The following is a 20,849-nucleotide window of genomic DNA, read 5'->3' on the forward strand; positions in this document are numbered from 1 at the left end:
TTTTAAAATGCCGACTTATTGAGAATGAATATTTATTAAAAAAATAAAATGAAAACGATGAAAAATAATTGATTTAGGAATCTAAAGTTTACGTTTTATTCCTACTTTTGTAAAGTCGAGATTACAAAACTGATTAATATACTGAACATCAATGGATTTATTGCAGAAAATTAAGGAAAATGCGCGTTTAAGTGCTAAAACAATTGTTTTACCTGAAGGAACCGAGGAGAGAACTTTACAGGCTACAGATATCATTTTAAGCGAAAAAATCGCTAAAATAATATTGATCGGAGATCCTGAAAAAATTGCTTCCGAAGCAGCTCGTTTACATTTAAAAAATATTGGGGAGGCTATCATTGTTGATCCTAAGAGTCATGATAAAATGGAAGCTTATGCTGAAATTTTAGTGGAGCTGAGAAAGAAAAAGGGAATGACAATGGAACAAGCCATGGTTTTGGTCCAGGATCCTTTGTATTTAGCAACCTTAATGATAAAAGCGGGTGATGCCGATGGCGAAGTTGCAGGAGCTTTAAATGCTACCGGTGATGTTTTACGTCCGGCTTTCCAAATTGTAAAAACAATGCCTGGTATTTCTGTTGTTTCGGGTGCTTTTATTATGCTTTTAAAAGATAAATCGTTTGGTGATGATGGAATGATGGTATTTGCTGATTGTGCCGTTCATCCTAATCCTACTGCCAGTGAGTTAGCCGAAATTGCTGTGGCTACCGCAAAAACTACAAAAGCCATTGCTAAAATGGAACCACGTGTTGCCATGCTAAGTTTCTCTACTATGGGTTCTGGTAAACACGAAATGGTTGATAAAGTAGTAGAAGCTACGCGTATTGCTAAAGAAATGGCTCCGGAATTTCAAATTGATGGTGAAATGCAAGCCGATGCCGCTATTGTAGCAGCAATTGGAGCACAAAAAGCTCCGGGAAGTGCAGTTGCTGGAAGAGCTAACGTATTGGTTTTCCCAACTCTTGAAGTGGGAAATATTGCTTATAAATTGGTGCAACGTTTGGCAGGAGCCGAAGCCGTTGGTCCTATTTTGCAAGGAATGGCAGCTCCAATTAACGATTTATCAAGAGGTTGTTCGGTTAGCGACATCGTGAACTTGGTTGCAATAACTGCGAATCAGGCAGCAGGATTATAAGTAAATAATAGATAACAAACTAAATAAAATTTCTAATGAACGTTCTAGTTTTTAATTGTGGTAGTTCTTCTTTAAAGTATCAATTGTTGACTATGGGTAGCGAAGCTACTTTGTTAGCAAAAGGTCTTGTTGAGCGAATTGGCCTTAAAGAAGGTAATCTTATTCACAAACCAGAGGGGAAAAGTAAATTTGAGCTTGTTCAAGACATACCAAATCATGGAGTAGCAATTGATCTTGTTTTAAAGGCACTTGTTGATTCTGAGCATGGTGTAATTTCCAGCATTAAAGAAATTGATGCTGCCGGTCACCGTGTTGCTCATGGTGGAGAATATTTTAAGGATAGCGCGTTTATTGATGAGAAGGCAAAAGAATTAATTGCTTCTTGTTGCGAATTGGCTCCACTTCATAATCCAGCTAATTTAGAAGGAATTCTTGCCATGGAAAAATTACTTCCAGGACTTCCTCAGGTTGCTGTTTTCGATACATCTTTTCATCAAACACTTCCTCCAGAGGCATTTATGTATGGTTTGCCATACGATTGTTACGAAGAGCTTCGTGTTCGTAAATATGGATTTCACGGAACTAGTCACCGATTTGTTGCCCACAAAGCTTGCGATATTTTGGGATGGAAAATTGAGGATAAGAAAATTGTTAGCTGTCACTTAGGAAACGGAGCTTCGGTTTGTGCTATTGATGGTGGAAAATCTATCGAAACATCAATGGGATTTACACCAAACGAAGGTTTGTTGATGGGAACACGTACTGGTAACCTTGATTTAGGAGCTTTATTATATATTGCTGAGAAAAAGAATTTATCTATTGAGGAAACCAATAAGCTAATCAACAAACAAAGTGGTTTGGCTGGAGTATCGGGTCTTTCTTCTGATATGAGAGATTTGGAGAATGCAGCGAAGGATGGTAACAAAAGAGCTCAATTGGCATTGGATATGTTCACTTATAGAGTGAAAAAATTTGTTGGTTCTTATACTGCATCAATGGGTGGCGTTGATTTGGTAATTTTTACTGGTGGTATTGGTGAAAATGATCCAGTTTCTCGCGAGAAAATTGCTAAGGATTTTGGATTTCTTGGTCTTGATTTCGATTTAGAAAAGAACAATGGATTAAGAGGAAAAGATGCTTTAATTAGTAAAGAAGGATCGAAAGTGAAAGCGATGGTTATTACTACAAACGAAGAATTGGTTATTGCTTCGGATACACAACGTATTTTAAAAGCGGTGCATTAAACCGTAGATATATAAATATATAGGAAAGCTTTGTCGATTGACAAAGCTTTTTTTTTGTTAATGTGCTAATTTTTCAACTATATTAGAGACTTGGAGTAAAGAAGATAATGATGAAAATGGATGTTTTAAAAGCTGTTTTTTGAAACAAAAGCCAGTAGATATCGTTAACACACCCATAGTCAAGTAAAGAGAAATATTTTTGAATTTTAAATAGAAGTCCATTCAATGATTAAAATATATCCCTTATCAGCTTATGTTTTTCTTATTTTATTGATGATTTCTAATTCATTTTCTTCTGAGGCACAGAGAACGAATTTTCGGATCTATCAGTACAATAAAGAGAATAAGCTAAATGAAGAATTGGTGAAGTCTACCCAACAGGATTCTTTGGGGACTTTCTATTTTGCTACTGATGATGGCGTGCTAGCTTTGCAAAATGATAATTTTACACCACTTGCTTTACCAGAAGGAAAATCAACCTATTTTAAAGAATTATTCAAAAGAAGGAATGGGGATTTATTGGCAGTTTCAGACGATGCGATTTATGAAATAAATAGTTCGCTTAAAAAGGCAGAAATGAAAGTCTTTATCGAATGTAATACCGATACACTTACTCCAAAATATCCAAAACATTTATTTGAAGATCAGAAAAATGATTTATGGATTTCGGATTATATTCATCTTTATAGATATCAAGGGGGAGCGGTTGAAAAATACAGTATGGATGTAAAAAACCAGAGCTCTTCTTATGCTAGATCTTTTCAGTTTTTGGAATGTGATAATGGAAATTTAATTGTTATTTCTCAAAAAGGGTGGTTTTATAAGTTCGATGCTCAAAAAAATGTTTTTAAAGAGCTCAAATTTAATTTGGACCTTATTGTTCATTCTTTCTTTAAAATTGGAGCGAATGAATTTTTAGTGGGCACTTCTCAGGGGGTTGTAAAAATTACTTTCGATACTCAGGGAAAGGTAATTCAAAAAGATGTAATCATCCCAAATATTGTCGCATCGTGTTTTCAGCGAATTTCAGCTTCTAAAATAATGATTGGAACTTGGTTTCAGGGTTTATTAGAATTGGATATGGCAGATAAAAATTCGGTTTCTAATGTTGGTGGTTTTCCTTATTTAACGATTAATGATATCTTTTTAGGCGATTATGGAAAATATTGGGTGTCGACCAATTCGGGGGCGGTAGTGCTCGAGGAAAAGTTTTTTTCCTATGAGTTTAACAGTTCAAATGCAGAATATATTACTTCTATTAGCTTAGCCGCGAGTGGAGAAGTAAATTTTTCGGGACAGAATAATGTGTATAGACCAACAAAACAAGGTGATATTGAGAGTTTGGATTTCCCTTTTGAAGGAACCTTAACTGTTTTTAAGAATAAGTACGATTTAACTTTGTTAGGTACAGAACAAGGAATACTAAGTATTTTTAAAGGAGAAAATTTACTTTTTAATATCTCTCTTTGTGAGGCGGCTATTACCAGTATTCTTATTTTTTCGGAGGAAGTAGCGTGGATTGTAGGCAATAAAGATTTATTTAAGGTCAATTTAGTAACTGGCGAAGTAAAGAGTTATTTGGATTCATTTCAAGGATTACATATTGTGCAGGATATTTGTTTGGATTCCAAACAGAATCTTTATATCGGTGGAGAATTTACTCATTCTTATTTGTTTAAATATGATAGTGTAAAAGATGAGATTATAAATATCAGTAAACCGCTTTCGTTTCCCATTAGCGAAGATTTTTGGGTGATCGATTTTGAAATGGTTAAGGATGTGTTGTACATGGGAACTTCTGAAGGTTTACTAAAATATACCGAGAATCTTGTTGAAAGAGTTGATTTAGGGGAGCTAACAACGAATGAATTTAATTCGGTTGCTATCGATAATCAAAACTCTATTTGGTTGACTACCAGCAATGGTGTGGTTCGTAAACGAAAAGAAGATATTTCTTTATTTACCTTGGATCAAGGATTGCCATCAAAAACATTTATTAACCGAAGCCTACTGGTTGATTCGAATAACTATTTATGGGTGGGTACTTCTAATGGTATTGCTTTTGCCCCTATTTCGGATTCTATACTACCAACTCCTATACCTTTGGTTTATATGGCAGATAAGGATCGGGAACTAGTGTATCAGAATAGCACTGTGCCGATGGAAGCTAAGTCGATGCTATTGTTAGATGTTACAGCCAGTATTTATCCACAAAAGCAAAATAAATTCCAATTTTGCACGGTTCAAGGAACCGAAGAAAAAGCGGAATGGAAAGAATTAACTGCAAAAAATCAAATTTTACTATCAGGATTAAAGGCAGGTAAGTATAAAATTTGTATTCGTGGAAAGCATGAAGGAAACTATTCCTGGAGCGAACATCGTATTATTAAATTGTCGGTTAAACAGGTATGGTATTTAAGGTGGTACACTATTCTTGGTGAATTGTTATTGGTTTTGTTTCTGATTTATCTTACCAATGAGTACAGTAAAAAAAGAACAAAAAAGAATCTTTTAGCACTCGAGAAGCTTGTTTCTGATCGAACTTTTCAGCTTCAAAATGTTAATCAGAGTTTATCAACTGCGAATATTGCTAAGGATAAATTTCTATCGATAATTGCTCATGATTTAAGAAATCCGTTCAATGCTATTCGTGGGTTTTCAAGTATTTTGCTGAATGATTCGGATATCTTATCGGAAGAAGAAAAAAATGAATTAATCGAAACCATCTATCGAAGTTCGGATGATACTTATAAGCTTTTGGAAAGCTTATTGGAATGGGCGAATGTTCAGAAAGGAAATTTTAAATTGAATGCGGAAGAGTTTGATTTGAAATTATTACTGGAAAAGAATTTAGGAGTTCATAAAAGTTTGGGTTCATTAAAAGAACTCGAAGTATTTGGAAATTTTGAAAGTGCAGTGGTATTAGCCGACAAGGCAATGATTGATACGGTAATTCGAAATATAATGTCGAATGCAATTAAATTTTCATTTCCTGGGCAAACAATTACATTAAGCGCGACTATTTTGAAGGATAAAGTGGTAGTTGAAATTAAGGATCAGGGAGTTGGGATGACCGATAAGCAATTGAAACAACTTTTTAAATTTGATAAGGTATTTACCAGCGAAGGTACTGCAAATGAAACTGGTACAGGATTTGGACTCATGCTTAGTAAAGAGTTTGTAGAATTAAATGGAGGTGAAATTTGGGCAGAGAGTGAAAAAGATAAAGGCACAAGTTTCTTTTTCTCTATTCCCAAAATAAAATAAAACGGTTTTTTAAAGTCGATTGCGGTCTTTCTTTAAATTTCAAATTGTAATGATAATCTTGTAAAAAGATATTATTTGCAGGTTTTGATCTCTTGTTTAAATACAATTCGTAATTATTTTCTATTTTTGCCTTACAACTTAAACAAGAGGATTTAATTTCCCGAAACACATTCACTAAAAAAAATTGGAAGATGATTACACGTTTGGATCAAATCATTGATGTTCTTAAAAGCAACAAAAAGAAGCGTTTGGTAGCAGCTTATGCAAACGATTCACATACTATTGGTGCTGTAAACGATGCAGTGCAACATGGTATTATTGATGCTACATTGGTTGGCGATAGAGAGACAATTGAGAAAACTTGTGCAGAAAATAATTTTGATATCCGTAAATTTACAATTGTTCACGAACCAGATGAACTAAAAGCGGCTCTAAAAGCAGTGGAATTAATCAATAAGGGGGAAGGGGATATGATTATGAAAGGCTTGGTTAGTACCGATAAGTACATGAAAGCAATTCTTAATAAAGAAACTGGATTAATGCCACCAAGAGCAGTTTTAAGTCATGTTACTGTGATGGAGAACCCAAATTACCATAAATTATTGGTGGTGAGTGATGTGGCTGTTATTCCACAGCCCGATTTAGATCAGAAAATTGCCATTACCAACTATGTTATAAAGGTTGCGCATGCTTTGGGTATTGATAAACCTAAGGTGGCTTTGATTGCCGCATCGGAACAGGTTTTACCAAAAATGCAAGCTTGTGTGGATGCTGCAATTATTTCGAAAATGGCAGATCGTGGTCAAATTAAAAATGCATATGTTGATGGTCCTTTGGCTATTGATGTTGCAATTGATAAAGAATCGGCAGAGATTAAGAAATTAGATTCGATGGTGGCTGGTGATGCCGATTGCATGGTATTCCCAAATATTGAAGCTGGAAATGTATTTTATAAGGTGAATACCAAATTGGCGAATGCGGAGTTAGGAGCTATGGTTGTTGGCGCAAAATGTCCGGCAATTCTATCTTCTCGTGGCGATAGTGTAAAAACTAAATTGTTTTCTATTGCACTAGCAGCATTAGTGGCTTCTAAATAAAGGATCAAGCTTCAAGTACAAAGTAACAGGTATCAAGTATCAAGTATCAAGGAAAAAAGAGCAAGACCTGACAGCGTTTTTTAACCTGTCAGAGTCTAGTTTCATGTAACAAGTATCAAGTACAAAGTATCAAGTATCAAGTATCAAGTACAAAGTACAAAGTATCAAGTATCAAGTATCAAGTATCAAGGAAAAAAGGATAAAGGAATAAGTACAAAGTACAAAGGATATTTTATTATGGTTCTGTTACTTTTTCTAACATCTCACTTCTCAAATCTTAAAAATATGTCGCCAATACGTTCATTAGACCAAATGGTTGAACATCTTCGCGAAAGCGGAAAGAAAAAGAAAATTGCTGTTGCTTATGCACAGGATCCCAATACCATTGGTGCTATAGCAAAAGCCATAGCAGAGGGTTTTGTTGAGGCTGTAATGATTGGCGACGAAGTCGAAATCAGAAATAAAGCCAACGAGGAAGGAATTAATCCAGATATTTTTACCATTGTTCATATTCCTAACGATGTAGCTGCAACTGCCGAAGCAGTGCGTATGGCACGATTCGACGAGGTAGATGTGGTGATGAAAGGTTTGGTAGGTACTGATAAATTTTTAAAAGCAGTTCTGAACAAGGAGCAAGGTTTGTTACCTCCTAAAGCAGTAATGAGCTATGTTTGTGCATTGGATTTGCCAAAATACGATAAGTTACTATTTGTTTCGGATACGGCAGTATTGCCTTTTCCTGATTTGAATCAGAAAATTGCAATGGTGAACTATTCGGTGAAAATGGCTCGGAAGTTTGGTATCGAAAAACCTAAAGTGGCTTTGATATCGGCAACAGAGAAACCAAATCAGGCATTCCCGTCGAACATCGATGATACTATTATTTGCAAAATGGCCGATCGTGGTCAGATAAAAGATTGTATTGTGGATGGTCCGTTGGATGTGTTTTTGGCTTGTGATCCTGCTTCTGTGGAGATTAAAGGAATTGCAACACCAATTAATGGGGAGGCCGATTGTTTGGTATTTCCATCCTTGGAATCATGCAACTCTTTTTATAAAGGATTGATGCTGTTTGCCGGTGGTGAACTGGCTGGTTTAATTCAGGGAACCACAAAGCCAGTGGTGGTAATGTCGCGTAGTGAAAGCGAAAAATCGAAATTTTATTGCATTGCATTGTCGGTTTTAATGGCAGACTAAAATAATTGATAATTATTAATTTATAATTGAAGAGGTGCGAATTTGTCGTGCCTCTTTTTTTGCGTAAAAAAGTTTAACCACAAAGGTTCACGAAGGGATTCACGGAGGAACACAGAGAAAAAAGGTTTTTTATTAAACTCTTAACTCCTAATTCATAACTCCTAAAATCTTAACCAATCATAGGGATCTGCGTCTAATACGGAAAATACGATTAAGTTCAGGCTTAATTCATAATTATTAACTCATAATTCATAACTCAATTCCTATCTTTGCCAAATGACAAACACAAAACCATATTGCCTGATGCCGTGGATACATTACCATGTAGGAAATGCCGGACGTGTAAAAGCTTGTTGTGTTGCCAATATTCCTTTTGGTGATTGCACTACTCAGTCGTTTGCCGAAATATGGAATGGCGATGCTATTAACGAATTACGGACTAAGTTTGCCAATGGAGAAAAAGATGCTCGCTGTGGGGTTTGTTCTCGCATTGAGGAAGCAGGAGGGAAGAGCATTAGACAGGAAACATACGAAAAGTTTGGTGCTGATTTTCAGAATCGGGAAACGAACCTGCCTTTTACTTTTGATATCCGTTTTTCAAACGCCTGTAATTTTGCTTGTCGTACTTGCTGGCATGGAGCTAGTTCTGCTTGGTTTCCAGAGGCAAAGCAAATGAAAAGAAATTTGGGGGAGAAGGCTTTACTGCAAAACATTAGCGATTTTGATGCTTTTATTGCAGAAACCGGTGAAGCTTTACTGCAGGCCAAAGAGATTTACTTTGCAGGTGGCGAGCCTTTGGTAACGAAAGAGCATTACTTGTTGCTCGATTGGCTGGTGAAGAATAAGGCCACGCAAATTCATTTGCGATACAATACCAATTTTTCTCTTTTGCAAATGGGAGAGCACAAGGTTTTAGATTACTGGAAACATTTTTCGGAAGTGGAGATTTTAGCCAGCATCGATGCGCATGGCAAATTGGGAGAATACATCCGGAAAGGATTTGATTGGGAACAATTTCAGGCGAATAGAGAATTGATTCGCGAGCACAAGCACATTCGCTTTTTAATTGCCCCAACGATTTCGGTTTTCTCCATTTTAAATTTGCCTGCTTTGTACCAAACTTGTCTGCTCGAGCAGATTATCGAAGCCGATGGCCTCTACATTAACCTACTCGACCGCCCCTTGCATTACAACACTAAAGTACTGCCTACCGATTATAAGCTGAAAGTAGTATCGGAATATCAGAAATTCTACCTCTGGGCAATGAAAAAAGGAATTCCCAAATCTGTAATTTCTCAATTTAAGGAATGTGAAACCTACATGCTAAGCGAGGATCTTTCGAAACAATGGAAGAATTTCGAAAAGGAAACGGAATTATTGGATGTGATGAGAGGAGAGCATGCCGTGGATGTTTTGGAATTTTAGATTGCTTCACTTTTAGAGCTAGTTCACCTCTCTGCCCTTGGCATTATAGGCTAAAACGGGAGAATTCATTTGTTTGGTCATTTCTATCAATAATAGATCTTTCACTTCGTTAAGGATGACATGTTTATAGAACTGTCATCCCGATCCCGAGAATCGGGAGCGGGATCTGCTAATTTAAAATCTTATCGTTATTTTGTCTTCAAGCCAGACGGGCTTTTCCTTTTTTACTTAGATCAAAAAAGGAAACAAAAAAATCAAGTCAATCGAAAAGCTCTTCTGCTTTCCAAAGTGTTAGTAGTAGCAAGTGGCACGCTCGATGGTCGGCGTTCGCTTACTACTTGCTTTTCAAAAACTATTTTCTCAATACTTAGCAGGTATTTACTTTTTGGAGCGTAGTAAAACAGCTCCTGCTAGCTGTTCTTACATTTTTTGTCGGATATTGCACAACAAATATGCTCTGTGTCGATATTTGAGCTGTTGATTGTGATAATTTTTTCCATTTTTTATTCTTTTAGCGTAGTGGGCTATAAAGGCCGAGCTTGCTATTTTTCACATGTAATGAATAGAGAATCTGCTAAAGGTTCAAAACCTAATTTTTTCCGTGCCTTATTTGTTTTTTCCTTATCGTTAATGCAAGGCATTCCGAATGCGCTGCCATAAAGAACATGCCTATCTTTGTTTTTTGTCCAATAATACTTATCTAAAATAGATAAAAATGTTTTTTCTTTTAGTTTGCCATCTTTTACCAGTTTCAGAAAAAACTGCATATTTTCTTCTTCGTTAACTAGCCTGTGAGGATTATGAAGAAGTACCGCAGTAAAAGCACTTTGTACCGCTTCCATCTTAAAATTTTCCTTTCCTAGTAACTCTTCACTTAGCATCCCATTTTGTTCTATAAACAGTTTAATTCTATTGAAATTAAACGTGTCGATACTTTGAATTAGTTTCACTTGATTTTTAAATTCAGGTGCAGTTCTTATGCCTTGATCTAATCCGTAAATCATTGCTAATTGAAAAGCTAAACTATCTTGTTTAAAGGTAGTTGCTGAAGTATAATCGGGGGTAGATACTTTCTCATTTTTACCTGCGCAGTTGCACAATAACAATGCAATTAGAAGTATTAAAATATTTTTTCCCATACTAATTAGTTGTGTGCCTTAGTTAAGCTAAAAGTTCACCTTAGTGTGCTAATTTATTGATTATCGAATTTTACTTCGCGATAAATTTTCATGCATTCTTTAAATTTTTTGAGGTCCCAATCGCCGATTTCATATTGTTCGATAATTTTTTTGTAGGTGAGGCCTTGCTTGGTTTCTATTACTAGTTTGTAATTACGACCCGATTTGGCAATAGGGAAAAATAATTCAATTATTTTAATTCTTGTTTCGGATGTTTTGGAGTGAATGGTTTCCAAAGCTTTGTTGTACTCGTAAAGCTGAAACTCGCATTCGTCTTTATCTATCTTAATTTCGCCCAGATATCTTTTGTTTATTTTAAATGCAGACAGGCAGTATAAAGGCATTATAATTATCCAAACTCCAATTAATAAATAGATTTCTATTTTTTCCAGATCGAAAAAAAATAGAATTGCAAGGCATGAGCTGGTAACGAAAGCAATTGGTAACAGTCCCTTTAAAATTCGGGTAGAATAGTTTAAATATTTGGCTTTAATCATGTTTGTTTTTTTTTATTGGCAGAAACGTGCGAGTGATAGGGGGAATTTATTATTCTAGTTCAATAAACATATGCCTATAGCTTACAAGAACTTTATTAAATTTTTGCACAAAGTCGACTCCAAAACAACCGCTTTCGTTTCCTCTATTCATTACATTTTCGGTGTATACAGCAATATTTTTCATTACGAAATTGTTATTGTTAAGGCTAAAACTAAGCTTTGGCAACTTATAACTAATTTGGTGCGAAACCCCGCCATAACCTGCTAGTCGTATGGTATCTTTAGTGGCTGTTTGTTCTATAGAATCTTTATTTTCTGAGAAGAATAAATTATTCATGTTTGAAAATGAAGAACCAGTATCAAAATGCATTAACAGGCTCTTTTTATCTTGATTCAATTTAATAAACAAATGGTCATTGTTCATGATTAAATTTTTTTGCGATAATTCTGGTAATGTATTTATTAGCGGGAAAATCATTTTCTTTTTTTTAGGAAAGATTTGAACTTCTCCGAATAGATTAGTTATAGAGGAACCTAAAACAGCTTCAATTGCAATGGTATCAATAGGAGTAATTTTATCAACGATATAGAATAAGGGATGATAACAAGAAATTCCTCCAACTGATAAACTGTCTGCAATTCCTATTTTTGCAAAACCTGAACCAATGCCTTTCATCGGTATCGAATCAACTAAAGTTTTAATAGCAAACTTAGTCGCAAAATCTTCAGTAACCAGGCTGTATTTAGGATTTCCAGTATCAAAACACATGGTAGTTTTATTATTATTTATTACACAGGGAATATTTATTGATAGTCCTTTTCCCGATTTATTAACCAAATAATCTATTTCCACATCATTATTGTTGCGATGGATTGATGTAGAAGGAAAATTCCCAATAATTTTATTAATCCTTAATGATTCTTGTAAATTACTTTTTAAGTCGTTATTAATGGCAAAATCTTTAGTGTCATTAAGAAATGATTCCAACATTTTTGAGGATTCTTTATATTGAAAAAGTGTTTCAAGAAATCCTGATTTGAGATAAATTAAATATGTAATATTATTTAATCCCAATTGTTGCTGGTAAATTTCGTTGTTTAATAATGTATCAATGGCAATAATTCCTTCCTTAGGGGTATTAAACGATTCAGAAAGCATAGCTTGTGCAAAATAGTGCACCACAGGAGATAATTGCTCTTTTAATTGTGTGTACTGTTCTCTTAACTCAAACATTTTTTGTTCATTCATCAATTTCCCTACAATCTCGTCAGGACTTTGTGCGTAACTAGGTCTGCTAATCAATAACAAATTAATTATTAGCACAAGTTTGCTATACTTTAACCATTTTTTCATTCGTAGTAGATTTATGTGTTTGCTAAGTTTCATTGTACTCCTAAAAACTAAGGGGATATTCATTAAACGAAAAAATAACTTGAAGGTCCTTGTTATCAATGGAATTGCTGTCCAGATATTGGTGGCCACTATTACTATTCCGATATAATGCAGTGAGCTTTTCTCTATACTCACCCCATTTTTCAGGTCTAACTTTCCATTCGAAAGTGCCTTTTATTGTAGGTATTAATCCGATATTTTCCATATCAATAATCGCAACTAGCTTAATTTTATGACTTTTATCAAGTAATTTAAGTTTTGAAAAATTAAATGCCGTAAGTCCTTGTGATAATTTTAAAAAGGTATCCTCAAGCTCTAAAAGTCCATCAATGTCAGCTGAAATTAAAATGCTGCCTTCTCCTTTGAGGTTATCAAAGTATCCAATTCGAATATGTTTTTGTTCCATTGCCATTATAAATAAGAAAGATAAGCCTAGTTGGCTTGCAGGTATTTGTAATTGTACTAACTCTCAAACTGCAGTTCCTGCCACACGAATGCTTAGTTGTTGTGGCCTGGTTTTATTCCTCGTATACTGTCCAAAGTTTGTTCGATGAAAACATTGATTCCGGAGAGATTACTAGCTCATTCATTGGAATCTTGTCTCCATATCTTTCTTTTAATTTATTTTTCACCAACTTGTTTGATAAATCAAAGTCTCTTAATTTTTCTAGATTTCCAATTTCAAGTCCAACTGCTTCTTTGTATATTTTCCAAACCAATTCAGAACAGTATATTTTTGAATCAGACCACTCAAAATACAAATCATAGTCTTTTCCTGCGTATTTTTCACCAATCTGTTTCATTTTGACCAAAGTCTCAGGAGTCAATACGTTTTGAGAGTTTTTAATTCGTTTAACTACATAATGTCCGTTTTCTCCTCGTTTAATCCAGTCGTTTAATGGTGTTAGTTTTACAGGTTGAACTGCTTCGTAAACAAAGAAGTCATTCCCTTGCTTATAAATAATCCCTAAGTGACTGTATTTTGAACCAGTCGCAATCTGAATCGCTTTACTCTGTCCTGATGTTGAAGTCTGGAATATAATGTCTCCATTTTGAAGTTCAGTTGATTCTGTTTTAGAATGACACGAAATCAAAATAATCAAGCTTAATATTATGTAGTATGTTTTCTTCATCTTAATGTATGGTAACGGTTTTGCTAAATTTCGTGGGCGATAAAAGTAATTTTCTTACCAATGCGCACCGAAGCAAGCCGGTTAAATTTACTATAATTTAAAAATAGGAGCAAAGCCAGATTTTATTGACTTGCTGGTTTTCGTTTATGGTACTGACCTATCAATTTACTCGTCAACGCCCGTGATAATTTGATTTTTGTTGTGCCGTCGTGCTTTGTTATTTCTGTTCTTCAATCATTTTATTAACCTTCGGCTGAACAATCCAAATTCCAATCGGAAAGAACCATATCATAAAAAATTCTCCTGCAAAATCAGAAAATGATACTTCTCGTTGTAATTCAACAGTTTTAAAAGTCTTAGCGACAAAATACAAACAATAAAAAATACAAAACATTGAGAAAAAATGCAATGGAACAATTATTCCAACTATACTCCCAATTATTCCAGGCTTAGGTGCTAGACCGTTTTCAAAAGCTTCATTAAATATTGAACCCATTGATATTGAAATGAAAAGCATATAAACTAAAGGTATAACCAAGAATACCTTAAACTTCTTGACTTTCATTTTTACATCGTTTGGAACTTTAATTTGTAATCCCACTCCAATTGACCAAAACCAAGCCAAAAATCCGCCCACAAATAGGATCATAATAACTGAAAATCCGTTGATTATTATCGTTGGGTCATTTCCGATTATTGTCATGAGCATCATAATGATTTGAATCAAGAATGGTAAGCCAAATGTTACCATAAAAATTTGCCAGTGTTTTGCTTTTAAAAATTTCTCTGTCATTTTATTGTCTATTCTTATTTATGCTTTTATAATTTCAAAAGGGTAAATCCTTTTCATCTTCTTTATCAATCGAATTAGATCTTTCTTCGTTCGGCTCACCATTCCTGCACGATTGCATCGTGTAGTTACTACATCACTACAAGCAATCCTTCCAATATTCCTTTATTTCACAAGAAAACCTTTATGACTTAGAACGCGATACAATCGCGCACTAGCGGGGTTAGCAAAGGTTTTTCGATTTAAAGTTCATAGGAATCAAATTCTTTAATAGAAATTATCTTCTTTCTTCTAATCTGTAATTCAACGTATTTAATGTTTATTGATTCGCTAGTATTTACAATTTCAATTTTTCTAACGTATGAGATTTTGCCCGTCAAGACGCCAAAGAAATAAGAGTAGCACCTAAAGATAGAAATTGGCACACTATACCTAATCCTTTCTTTCAAGTCTAGATTAGATATAATTGAAATACTATATCCGTGCTTTTGGTAATGATTGATTATAAATTGATTTAATTTATCACTACTAATAATCAATTGAAATACCCTAAAAATAGGGAAAGACAAGACAATTAGAGAAACAAACACATTAACTATTTCAATATTATTTTCCATTTATGTTTTTATTTCCAAAATTCATCTTTCTAGAGTTTAAAATGTTTTCTAACAAAAATTTAGTTCTTAATTCATTGCAAAAATAATAACAGAATTTGCCTGGATTACAATTTCTTTTTTCAATTCGTATGCCTTTTTAGGTAAAATGCCTTGATGTCTAAGCCACCAAAAATTATCTAGTACCAAATCCTTTTCAATCGTAAGTACTAAATATTCAGTGTGTAATTCAGACTTATAATGGTAATTAATTCCATTTACTACCATATCACTAGCTCCATCATGCGAGCCAATTTTAAAAATTCCAGAAGATAATTCAATTGACAATTTATTCGCTGATGAATAAGTTGAATAGTATATTTTAGTTTTACCACTTGTAGTCCAACCTATATATTCCTTAGTACTTACATCGTACATTTCTGTTGAGTCATGGACGATATTCAATATAGCTTTACCTGCTTGAAAGTCTAGAATTACCTCTTTGTCTTTAGTATCTTTTATAAATAAAACTCCATTGATAGTTCCTGCGAATTTCCCTTTCTCAAGATTCTTAAAAACTGAGTTGAAATTTTTTTCAATCTTATATTTTCCATATTCTTGGGAATAAGTACTTATAATTAGAAAATTCAATAATAAAACTGCAATTATTCTTTTCACGATTTTTAATTTTTGCCAACGGCAGTCTGTCTAATACCTCAACAAACTGCTCAAGTAAGTGTTAAATATAGCTGTTTTAAGGATACATAAAAATTGATATTGCTTTTATTTTTTAACAGAAACCAAGTTCTTATTTGGGCCAATTTCAATCCTAATAACTTCATTAATTCAAGAAAGTAAGATGATAGCTGTATTGCCCGTTTTATCGGGGTTTTTATGCCAACAATATGGACTAAACGGTGCAGGTTATATGCTGTCATTAGTAAACCAACATCAGCATTTGCCTTTGCCATACCTTTTTTTGTCAGAATGTGATCGAAGCCCCATTGTCTTTTTATGGTTCCGTAGGGATGTTCGACTATGGCTTGCTGTCGTTTCTAATAGCTTTGGTTCTGATTCGCCCGTTGTTTGTCTCTGAGAAAACGGTTGTGTATTTATTTTGAAGAGGGTGTCCGAAAAATATCGTTCCATTGTTATTCTGATCCCGATGGCTATCGGGATCGCTCAATAGGTCAATTCGAAACAGAATATTCCTTTTTGGACACCCTCTTCGTTTTCATCATATTAACACACCTGAGAAGTTTTAATTAATTCTTATTGGCGTATCAATTTTTGAGTTTTATTAGAGTTTTTACCCATAAGTTTCAAAATGTAAAGTCCTTTTGGAACTTCCGAATATGGTGGATTTAGAATTGTTGTAGGACCTATTAGCGCTTGCTGATAAACTACTCTTCCTGTATGGTCAATTAATTGACTATTATAATATTCTCCATTGGTTGTGATGTTTATTTCTGTTGAAAAGGGATTGGGAAAAATTTTTACAATTTCAACATTATTGGCATCAATTTTTATTGCATTAGCAAGTGTTGTTTGGTTGAGATCCTTCATGGTTGAAGTATTATTTTCGGATCTTGAACTTGTGCTGCCTACAGTAATGTTAATATATTTTGTAGTTGTTAAACCTGAATTATCGGTAGCGACAGCTTTTAATGTGTAGGTTCCAGTATGCATGTTTCTTAAAACTGGGTCGTTATTTGATTGATCTGCCCACCGATAGGGAGTTACGTTTTCCTGACGGACTATTATGTCATTTAAAAAAAGTTTTACGTTATCAATTCGTTCATTATCCGTAGCATTAACCTCAACGCTTACTGTGCTGCCAAGGCTAAAATTTTTATTATTAGTAGGCTTATTAAATGATACTATAGGTGCATTATTATTATTGGGTGTACTTACTAGGACTGTACAAGTAGCTGTTTTATTTTTATCTGCAGTTTTAACTGTAATTGTTGCAGAACCAGCCGAAACCGCAGTAACAACTCCATTATTGTTTACACTTGCGATGGAGGCATTATTGGACAACCAGCTTACTGATTTATTATTGGCATTAGATGGTACTATGTTTGGGGTAAGTGTTTTGGTTGCACCTGCGGTAAGAGATAATGAGGCAGGAGTAAGGCTTACATTCGTAACAGCTATATTTGTGTTGTTGTTTAAATTAATTGCATATAAAGTACCTTTATTAGGTACACCTTTGCTATAAACAGGGAAATTATTAATATGGTCGGTTGGTGTTTTGCCTATTTTAATAGGGCCTGAATATACTTTTTCATTATCAGACCATGGAGTACGAGTTCCGTAGTTATGATTATTTTGTACGCATTTATTTTTATATAAAAAATTAGGATGAGCAGACACTTGGTGCTGAATAGACCAAGGTCCCATAATAGCAAAATAATTAGGTTTATTATTTTCAGTTTCAGGATAAGGACCCGATTCTCCTTCGGCTTTATTAATTGGAGGCATATCGGAAGGTAAAGTAATTCGGTTTTCGGTAATTAAGTTGTTTCCATTATCTCCAGAATGAAAACTAATCTCTTGTCTAAAGTCATTATCATAAACAACATTATACTCTACGTTTGATCCCTGTAAAGAAATGTGTCGAAGGTGAGTTATCTCACATCCTGTAACCAGATTATCTCTTCCTTGAATAAAAAAGTATCCTTCGGCTCCACCAGCTTTTCTTTTGCATCCATCAACAATTAAATCACGGAACGTATTATGGTCTGCTGGACAACGCATTGGATCGTTTGCACTATTCAAAATAGTAAGCTTATCAAGCCAACAGTCGGTAGTGCCATTTTTAAGTTTTACAGAAATGTTAGAATTATTAAATTCTCGATTTTCATCAAGACTGTAATTCCAGGGATATTTGGGAGTACCCCAACTACCTTGAATAGTTAAGTTGTAAAGTCCGCAATTTTTAACATTGTCAAAAGAAAAGGCATCACTATTTGTCATTGTTATACTACATTTTACACCCGAACGGCTCTGGCCTCTTAATGAAACATTTGATTTCATTTCTATTCTGGAGTTGATTGTGTAGATTCCGTTTTGGAGTGTTAATAATCCTTTTTCTCCGTTTTTAAGTGAGTTGGAAAGACTTTTAATAGCAGAATTTATTGTCGTACTGTTTCCAGGACTAATTGTTGCTGTTTTGTCGAAGCTACTGATAAATGGAATACCACCTCGTACTCCTGCGTTAGCCCAACGGTTCATTTGAGGATAATTCGAATCAAATTTAGTCCGATCAATTGTTACTCCCGGATCACCCGTTCTTAATTGAGAATAGCCTTGTAAACACATGGTAAAGGCAAAAAACATTGAGAAAAATACACATTTTTTATTCATACTGTTTTATTTAAAATTAATATACCAGAATTCTTATTTTTTTAAATTGATAAGCTATCTATGTTAAAAAAACTTATTTATAAAGTTATTAATATGAGGTGTTTTGATAGTGCTTAATTCTAGCTAAAAGGGACAAAATTGTACAAAATAAATGGCACGCTTGTTTAACGTATTCAATGCAATACATATTACTCATTTTTTTGAAAATATGCTTAATGTAAATTTTTAGTGAAGTTTTTATTAGATAGGTATTAAGTAAAATTACTTTACTTCGATAGTGTTTTTGTATTGATATTAAGTGAATTGGAATTCAAACAGAATAACAATTTTATTTGAATAGTATTTTTAAATAAAATGGAATAATTTTTAGCTGTATCGAGGCAAAAAAGTAAAATATAGCCAAGTTAGAGTGCATCTTTTTTAACGATGATACAGTGGAAAAGAAACACTTTATAAGATGTGTTTTGATGTTTATTTGGGATAACACTTTTCTTACTAAAAACAAAAAACCACCTCGAAGCTTAGTTTGAGGTGGTTTTTTAGTTTATCGATCTTTACGTTCGAACCAATCATCATTTGGGGTGAAAGTATTTCTACCTTCTACTTGATCCCAATAATAACTGCTTTTCATCATGGATGAAATTTTTTCATTTGATGTATTTGCTGAAGGAGCAACATCACCTGTTTTTTTTCTTTGGTATAACCAATTAATAGTGCACTCAATTGGAGGAGCATAGGACATGGTCCACATATAATGATAAAAAGCTGCATTGTGTTTTTTTGCTAAGTTAATTGCATCATAATACCAAGGACGTATACTAGTACAGCAAACTTTTTCTCTTAAAGAAAGATTTGCATCCATTGCTATTCCTAAAGGAGTATCTAATGCTGTAGAATTATATATTTCAACTGCAAAATCATCCCATTTATTCATCATATCAAAAATAGCCCACTTGCTTCTTTCCCCAACCCAATCATTGTTGCCATCATTATTTAAATCTTTATCATCATTCCACCAATTTTTTCCATTTTTTGTCCACGCTGGATCTAATAAAGCAAGTCTTTTTACCCTACAAGACTCATTTAATTTGTTGTTTATTATGTTGTTGTAAATAAGATAAGCAACTCTTGTAGATAATTGAGATCCTAGAGAGTGGCCTACAAATCTCACCTCAGTATTGTTATGGATTTTTAAAGCATCGCTTATGTATTTATAAGCAATTTCTCCTACAGCTTCATTTCCAGTAGGATTTAAAGGATAGTTTTCATCACTATCATATCCTCCAGGAAGCATGTATCTAAATCCTTTTGGACCATTTCTGGTATATATTTTTGCTTCCGCATCAGTTGTTGTATTTTCATCTGCCCATACTTCCCAATGCAGTATACCTACATTCCACCCCTTATCAAGCCAGCTTTTATCAACATGTGCATCAGCATCCTCAAAATAGTAATCCCATCTTTTTCCATTTTTTGCTATGTCGGGGCTTTGTCCGTGAAAGAATATTATAATAGGTTTACTGGGGTTATAAAACTTATTTTCTTTTCCTATTTCATATTTTTGTTTATCCTCATTGGTACCATACCAATAAAGACCATAATCTAGCTGATTAAGTGCTGTTTTTACCTGGTTGGTATTGGAAACATTTTGTTCTGGAATCGTTTCGTATTCTTCTGAGCAACTCAATAGGGTTACCAAAATTACCATAGTTAAATTAAAGATCTTTTTTTTCATAGTTGATTATTCAAAGATTAAGTGGAAGTAATTTATATTTCTTGTAGTTCCTATTTTACTACTATAACTGTTTAAGAATTGTAACGCTATTGTGGACGGTGTTTAATGTAGGTTTATATGATAATTGCATTATTGTATACCAAATACATAATATGTGTTCGATACTTAGTTAGCTTGTAACCGTTAATAAGTTTGAATTTTTCGCAAAAAGAACTACTTCATTTTGAATACAGTCTGTAATAGATTAAGTTTTGATTGTAACAGTAAATTTTCATTTTTTATATTTATAAGATGTGGATACAATACAGTGTTTGTTTAGTTCAAACTGCGATAATATTCTCTGGTCTTGTTAGAATAGTAGATTGAATCGGCATGAAAATAGTGGATGACATCTTTTTTGTACTCGGAATTATTGAACATTTTAATTCCGATTTTTTTAGGGGAGTTATTTCTGATTTTTGGGTTTGATTGGTTATAAATTTCGAGGTTTTTATTGTCAACAATATGGCAAAGGGTTAAAAGAACGATAATCATTATAGTGCTGAACATTTTCATAATTTCATTGCAATTTACAGAATCCGTATTAATGATGTTATAATCACTTTAAGGTTGCGTATTTAAAACAATAATTATGCTATGTATTTGGTAAAAGGTTGTGGAATGAATGATTTTTCCTTGTTTTTATGTGCTTGGAGTTTTAAACCTGATTTTTTTCGTTTTTAATCTCAAAAGGGGCTTTTTTTAGAAGCCATTTGCAAGAGTATTGCACAATTCCTCT

Annotated in this window: 15 protein-coding genes; 6 read left to right on the top strand and 9 right to left on the bottom strand. The window is 33.8% G+C overall.

Annotated features, from left to right (window positions below; all coding sequences use genetic code 11):
• Positions 1-151: 151 nt before the first annotated feature.
• The 6 genes from pta to BZG02_RS14245 all read left to right on the top strand — a co-directional run bounded on the left by pta (position 152) and on the right by BZG02_RS14245 (position 9,383).
• Positions 152-1,153: a phosphate acetyltransferase gene (pta, locus tag BZG02_RS14215; protein ID WP_101262106.1), complete on the top strand. Its 1,002-nt coding sequence runs from the start codon at positions 152-154 to the stop codon at positions 1,151-1,153.
• 35 nt (positions 1,154-1,188) lie between these two features.
• Positions 1,189-2,397 carry an acetate/propionate family kinase gene (locus BZG02_RS14220; RefSeq protein WP_101262107.1) on the top strand — a complete coding sequence of 403 codons (1,209 nt, stop codon included), beginning with the start codon at positions 1,189-1,191 and terminating at the stop codon, positions 2,395-2,397.
• A gap of 225 nt (positions 2,398-2,622) precedes the next feature.
• On the top strand, positions 2,623-5,664 hold the full coding sequence (locus BZG02_RS14225) for a sensor histidine kinase (protein WP_101262108.1): 3,042 nt from the start codon (positions 2,623-2,625) through the stop codon (positions 5,662-5,664).
• Between the two features lie 191 nt (positions 5,665-5,855).
• On the top strand, positions 5,856-6,761 hold the full coding sequence (locus BZG02_RS14235) for a bifunctional enoyl-CoA hydratase/phosphate acetyltransferase (RefSeq protein ID WP_101262110.1): 906 nt from the start codon (positions 5,856-5,858) through the stop codon (positions 6,759-6,761).
• 285 nt (positions 6,762-7,046) lie between these two features.
• Positions 7,047-7,958: a phosphate acyltransferase gene (locus BZG02_RS14240; protein ID WP_101262111.1), complete on the top strand. Its 912-nt coding sequence runs from the start codon at positions 7,047-7,049 to the stop codon at positions 7,956-7,958.
• A 276-nt stretch (positions 7,959-8,234) separates the two neighbouring features.
• Positions 8,235-9,383: a twitch domain-containing radical SAM protein gene (locus BZG02_RS14245; protein WP_101262112.1), complete on the top strand. Its 1,149-nt coding sequence runs from the start codon at positions 8,235-8,237 to the stop codon at positions 9,381-9,383.
• Between the two features lie 542 nt (positions 9,384-9,925).
• Here the strand turns inward: BZG02_RS14245 and BZG02_RS14255 are convergent.
• The 9 genes from BZG02_RS14255 to BZG02_RS14305 form a co-directional block, all read right to left on the bottom strand.
• Complete coding sequence (locus BZG02_RS14255; protein ID WP_101262113.1) at positions 9,926-10,522, bottom strand: hypothetical protein; 597 nt, start codon at positions 10,520-10,522, stop codon at positions 9,926-9,928.
• Positions 10,523-10,575: 53 nt separating this feature from the next.
• Positions 10,576-11,058 (bottom strand): hypothetical protein, encoded by a 483-nt coding sequence (locus tag BZG02_RS14260; protein ID WP_101262114.1) that lies wholly within the window; start codon positions 11,056-11,058, stop codon positions 10,576-10,578.
• Positions 11,059-11,107: 49 nt separating this feature from the next.
• Positions 11,108-12,412 (bottom strand): retropepsin-like aspartic protease, encoded by a 1,305-nt coding sequence (locus tag BZG02_RS14265; protein WP_180335734.1) that lies wholly within the window; start codon positions 12,410-12,412, stop codon positions 11,108-11,110.
• Positions 12,413-12,452: 40 nt separating this feature from the next.
• Positions 12,453-12,857 (bottom strand): hypothetical protein, encoded by a 405-nt coding sequence (locus BZG02_RS14270; protein WP_143470480.1) that lies wholly within the window; start codon positions 12,855-12,857, stop codon positions 12,453-12,455.
• Positions 12,858-12,969: 112 nt separating this feature from the next.
• On the bottom strand, positions 12,970-13,584 hold the full coding sequence (locus tag BZG02_RS14275; protein ID WP_101262117.1) for a YiiX family permuted papain-like enzyme: 615 nt from the start codon (positions 13,582-13,584) through the stop codon (positions 12,970-12,972).
• Positions 13,585-13,801: 217 nt separating this feature from the next.
• Positions 13,802-14,377 carry a hypothetical protein gene (locus BZG02_RS14280; RefSeq protein WP_101262118.1) on the bottom strand — a complete coding sequence of 192 codons (576 nt, stop codon included), beginning with the start codon at positions 14,375-14,377 and terminating at the stop codon, positions 13,802-13,804.
• Positions 14,378-15,057: 680 nt separating this feature from the next.
• The gene (locus tag BZG02_RS14290) at positions 15,058-15,645 is read right to left on the bottom strand and encodes a hypothetical protein (RefSeq protein WP_101262120.1); all 588 of its coding nucleotides are present in this window, start codon (positions 15,643-15,645) and stop codon (positions 15,058-15,060) included.
• Between the two features lie 594 nt (positions 15,646-16,239).
• Positions 16,240-18,336 (bottom strand): Ig-like domain-containing protein, encoded by a 2,097-nt coding sequence (locus BZG02_RS14300; protein ID WP_101262122.1) that lies wholly within the window; start codon positions 18,334-18,336, stop codon positions 16,240-16,242.
• Between the two features lie 544 nt (positions 18,337-18,880).
• Positions 18,881-20,071 (bottom strand): cell adhesion protein, encoded by a 1,191-nt coding sequence (locus BZG02_RS14305; protein ID WP_101262123.1) that lies wholly within the window; start codon positions 20,069-20,071, stop codon positions 18,881-18,883.
• Positions 20,072-20,849: the final 778 nt, after the last annotated feature.

It is taken from the genome of Labilibaculum filiforme (assembly GCF_002843315.1).
GTDB lineage: Bacteria > Bacteroidota > Bacteroidia > Bacteroidales > Marinifilaceae > Labilibaculum > Labilibaculum filiforme.

What these genes read in the sequence shown, in the direction of transcription:
- pta (WP_101262106.1), top strand. Translation starts at nt 152, where the DNA reads ATGGATTTATTGCAGAAAATTAAGGAAAATGCGCGTTTAAGTGCTAAA.
- BZG02_RS14220 (WP_101262107.1), top strand. Translation starts at nt 1,189, where the DNA reads ATGAACGTTCTAGTTTTTAATTGTGGTAGTTCTTCTTTAAAGTATCAA.
- BZG02_RS14225 (WP_101262108.1), top strand. Translation starts at nt 2,623, where the DNA reads ATGATTAAAATATATCCCTTATCAGCTTATGTTTTTCTTATTTTATTG.
- BZG02_RS14235 (WP_101262110.1), top strand. Translation starts at nt 5,856, where the DNA reads ATGATTACACGTTTGGATCAAATCATTGATGTTCTTAAAAGCAACAAA.
- BZG02_RS14240 (WP_101262111.1), top strand. Translation starts at nt 7,047, where the DNA reads ATGTCGCCAATACGTTCATTAGACCAAATGGTTGAACATCTTCGCGAA.
- BZG02_RS14245 (WP_101262112.1), top strand. Translation starts at nt 8,235, where the DNA reads ATGACAAACACAAAACCATATTGCCTGATGCCGTGGATACATTACCAT.
- BZG02_RS14255 (WP_101262113.1), bottom strand. Translation starts at nt 10,522, where the DNA reads ATGGGAAAAAATATTTTAATACTTCTAATTGCATTGTTATTGTGCAAC.
- BZG02_RS14260 (WP_101262114.1), bottom strand. Translation starts at nt 11,058, where the DNA reads ATGATTAAAGCCAAATATTTAAACTATTCTACCCGAATTTTAAAGGGA.
- BZG02_RS14265 (WP_180335734.1), bottom strand. Translation starts at nt 12,412, where the DNA reads ATGAAAAAATGGTTAAAGTATAGCAAACTTGTGCTAATAATTAATTTG.
- BZG02_RS14270 (WP_143470480.1), bottom strand. Translation starts at nt 12,857, where the DNA reads ATGGAACAAAAACATATTCGAATTGGATACTTTGATAACCTCAAAGGA.
- BZG02_RS14275 (WP_101262117.1), bottom strand. Translation starts at nt 13,584, where the DNA reads ATGAAGAAAACATACTACATAATATTAAGCTTGATTATTTTGATTTCG.
- BZG02_RS14280 (WP_101262118.1), bottom strand. Translation starts at nt 14,377, where the DNA reads ATGACAGAGAAATTTTTAAAAGCAAAACACTGGCAAATTTTTATGGTA.
- BZG02_RS14300 (WP_101262122.1), bottom strand. Translation starts at nt 18,336, where the DNA reads ATGAATAAAAAATGTGTATTTTTCTCAATGTTTTTTGCCTTTACCATG.
- BZG02_RS14305 (WP_101262123.1), bottom strand. Translation starts at nt 20,071, where the DNA reads ATGAAAAAAAAGATCTTTAATTTAACTATGGTAATTTTGGTAACCCTA.